Consider the following 3,244-nt stretch of genomic DNA (forward strand, 5'->3'; position numbering starts at 1 on the left):
GCGCAAGACGGCAGGTCCAAGGACCGCGCGCCCGGCGCCCGCGCTGGGCCCGTGAAGGCGCCCGGCACACCGCTCTCGCGGTGAAAAACGACTTAGAAAAACGGAAAGCCGTTTCAAGAGGTGGCCCGAAAATTTTTTGACGGAGGGTGGCGAGGCCGCAGCACTCATCCGTCGCATCGCTATCCTCTTGACAGGGTGATCGCGCCGAATATTTTTTTGCGCCGGGAATTCGTTCCCGTTTTTTCGAAACCGGAAAGGACAATGACTACCGTCTGGAGCGACGACAATGCTCGATGAAGATTTCGCCCGTATTCGTGTGCACCGCAACAACATTCACCGTTATCGGCGCCTGCTGGAGACGAGTCTGTCGGACCTCGAGCGCCAGTTCATCGAACGGCGGCTGTCGGAGGAGCAGGCCGCCCTCGACGCGCGAGCGTCCGAAACCTTTCCCGTCGCCTTTACCTTGCCGAAAGGTCTGGCCGCGCCGTCAAGCGCGAGGGCGGAGCCATGACATGGCGACGTGAGCAGCGTGCGGGCAGCATCGCTTAGTTTATGCGTTGCGCCGAGCCGAGACGCCGTTGAGAGTGCGAGGTGCAATTCTGCGAAAGGCGGCGAGCGAAAGACCTCGCTGAACTTGACGGGGGTTTTGGCACGCAAGTCGCCGTCCTAATTCCGAATCGCGCGCCTGATCGATTGAGGCGGCTCTCCGTAAATGCGGATGAATGCCCGCCTCATGTTCTCTGCGTCACCGAAGCCGACCGCCTCCGCGATGCGTTCGACAGGTTCGGTGGTCGACTCTATGCGACCTCTAGCCATATCGGCGCGGAGCCGTTCCACCACACGCGCGGGCGTGGTGCCGGTTTGCGCCCGGAATGCGCGACTGAACTGGCGTCGGCTCATCCCGACTGCTTCCGCCAAGTCTTCGAGGGTAAGCGCTTCGGCGATGTGATCGCGGGCGTAGCCGATAGCGGCGGAAATACGATTGTTCGTCGGTGCCAGGTCGACAGCCGCCGCAAACTGTGATTGTCCGCCGTGGCGACGATGGTAGACGACAAGGTGCTGTGCGACGCTCTTGGCGATGTCGAAACCATGGTCCTCCTCGATCAAAGCCAAGGAGAGATCGATTCCGGCGGTAATGCCCGCCGAAGTCCATATGTTGCCGTCCCGGCAGTAGATGCGATCCGCCTCGACCCGGATGGATGGATAGTCTCGCTGAAGGCGAGCAGCATAGCGCCAATGCGTCGTCGCTCGACGCCCGTCCAACAGCCCAGCCGCCGCGAGCGTGAATGCGCCGGTGCAGACGCTCGCCACGCGCCTGCACCGGTTCGAAGCGTCCACGATACGGCTTAGCGCGCCGGCGGAAAGGTGTTGCTCTGGTCCGCCGATGACGACGAGCGTATCGAGCACGGCATCATCGAGAGACGCAGCGGCAGTAGCCATGCCAAGGGTGTTCGTTACGGCACCCGCATCGGCCGCGAGGATATGGATCCGATAGGCCGGACTTCCCAGCTCGCCATTTGCCGCTTCGAACGCGCCGGCCGGACCTGCGAGGTCAAGCATCTGAAAGCACGGAGAAACATAAAAGCCGATGGAATGCATGGCCGGATCATAGGGAAGTTTGACCTTTCGGTCATATAGCCCCCGGCTGTAGAGGTTGTCCAGCGGAAGGACACAGCGATGACTCAGGCAATCAGCGTGGTGATACCCGTGTACGACGGCGTCACCCAACTCGACTTCACCGGTCCGCACCAGTTTCTCTCGCGCACGCCCGATCTGAACGTTCAAGTGGCTTCCCTGGGCGGCGAACCGGTCACGGCGGACCTCACCTTCTCAAATCTGGACGACCTGACGGTCATCAAATCGTGTGACGTCCTTTTGGTGCCCGGAGGCGGTGGCTGCATCAACGCCATCGAGAACGATYGATTCATCAATGAGATCGTCAGGCTTGGAGCGACCGCGCGTTACCTGACTTCGGTCTGCACCGGTTCGCTTATTTTGGGCGCTGCCGGACTTATCACCGGACGCCGCGCGGCCTGCCACTGGGCCTGGCGCCAGTTTCTTCCGGTCTTCGGCGCCATCGTCGACGAGGGCCGCATCGTGAGGGATGGCAATATCCTGTCCGGCGGGGGCGTCACCGCCGGCATCGATTTCGTGTTGGCACTCATCGCGGAGTTGCGTGGACCACGCGTGGCCGAAATGGTCCAACTCGGCTTGGAATATGCGCCTCAACCGCCCTTCGCCTCCGGGCGCCCGGACACGGCGCCAGCAGAGGTGCTGGAAGCGGTGAACGCACGCATGGCGGCGGCCTTCGCTGAACGACGTGTGCGTATCGACGCCTGGGCCGCCGCCCGTCACGTGGGTCAGCACGCCCGAGGTTTCCCAAAGCATGCGCGCCTATCGGACTTCCAGCATTGATGGACGCGTTTCGCTGCATAGTTGGTCCCCGGCTTCTGCCATGCAGACACCATTTCCATTTCCGCGAAGGCGGACAAATCAAGCCTGTCCTGTGACCAATGGAGCGAGATGTGAGCCAGAACGAAAAACCTGATTTCACCAAAGCGCTGGCGGTCGGCCGGGAGCTGGATTTGAAGCTACCCGACAGTCGAACGGTTCGGGATGCCTATGCAGAGGCAGAAACAGTATCGCAGCCTTGGCTTTTCAACCACGTGGCGCGCTCGTGGCTCTATGGCGTCAAGCTGACCCAACATCGTGGACTTGCTCCGGATGCCGAACTGGTTGCGGTGTCGGTGCTCCTGCATGATCTTGGCCTTGCGCGCGGCGGCGCTCCCGATCGTCGCTTTGAGGTTCTGGGAGCGGACCTCGGCCGTGCCTTTGCCCTTTCGCACCATATGGGGGAACGCCGTGCAGAGACAGTTTGGGACTCGATCGCGCTCCATGCCACCCCATCGATCGCGCAGCATAAGGGCCCCGACGTGGCCTGCTGTCAGATCGGCATCGCCTGCGACTACGGCGGACTCGGCTATAACGAGCTGAGCAACGACAACAAGCAAGTGATCCTGGCGGCCTATCCTCGTCTTCGCATGAAGAACGAGCTGACGACGTGCCTTTGCGGCATCGCCAAGAATCATCCGAACACGACAACAGACAATTTCATCTCGGACTTCGGCTTGAAATACGTCCCGGGATATATGCGCTTCTCTGCGGTTGACTTTCTACATCAGTCACCGTTTGCCGAATAGGCGATCGACAACGCTGGCAACAAGGTCGCGTCATGCAACAGATC

General features: G+C 61.1%; 4 protein-coding genes. 3 read left to right on the forward strand and 1 reads right to left on the reverse strand.

Annotation, left to right across the window (positions count from 1 at the left end; all coding sequences use genetic code 11):
- Nucleotides 1–286: 286 nt before the first annotated feature.
- The gene (locus ACXJL8_RS37360) at nt 287–511 is read left to right on the forward strand and encodes a hypothetical protein (protein ID WP_456622038.1); all 225 of its coding nucleotides are present in this window, start codon (nt 287–289) and stop codon (nt 509–511) included.
- A 155-nt stretch (nt 512–666) separates the two neighbouring features.
- Here ACXJL8_RS37360 and ACXJL8_RS37365 read toward each other — a convergent pair whose 3' ends face one another.
- The gene (locus ACXJL8_RS37365; RefSeq protein WP_456622039.1) at nt 667–1,599 is read right to left on the reverse strand and encodes a GlxA family transcriptional regulator; all 933 of its coding nucleotides are present in this window, start codon (nt 1,597–1,599) and stop codon (nt 667–669) included.
- Between the two features lie 78 nt (nt 1,600–1,677).
- Between ACXJL8_RS37365 and ACXJL8_RS37370 the strand changes: the two genes are divergently transcribed.
- Both ACXJL8_RS37370 and ACXJL8_RS37375 read left to right on the forward strand, forming a co-directional pair.
- Complete coding sequence (locus ACXJL8_RS37370) at nt 1,678–2,415, forward strand: DJ-1/PfpI family protein (RefSeq protein WP_456686646.1); 738 nt, start codon at nt 1,678–1,680, stop codon at nt 2,413–2,415.
- Between the two features lie 110 nt (nt 2,416–2,525).
- The gene (locus tag ACXJL8_RS37375) at nt 2,526–3,200 is read left to right on the forward strand and encodes an HD domain-containing protein (protein ID WP_456622041.1); all 675 of its coding nucleotides are present in this window, start codon (nt 2,526–2,528) and stop codon (nt 3,198–3,200) included.
- Nucleotides 3,201–3,244 lie beyond the last annotated feature (44 nt).

The sequence above is a fragment of the Bradyrhizobium sp. P5_C11_2 genome, from assembly GCF_054049755.1.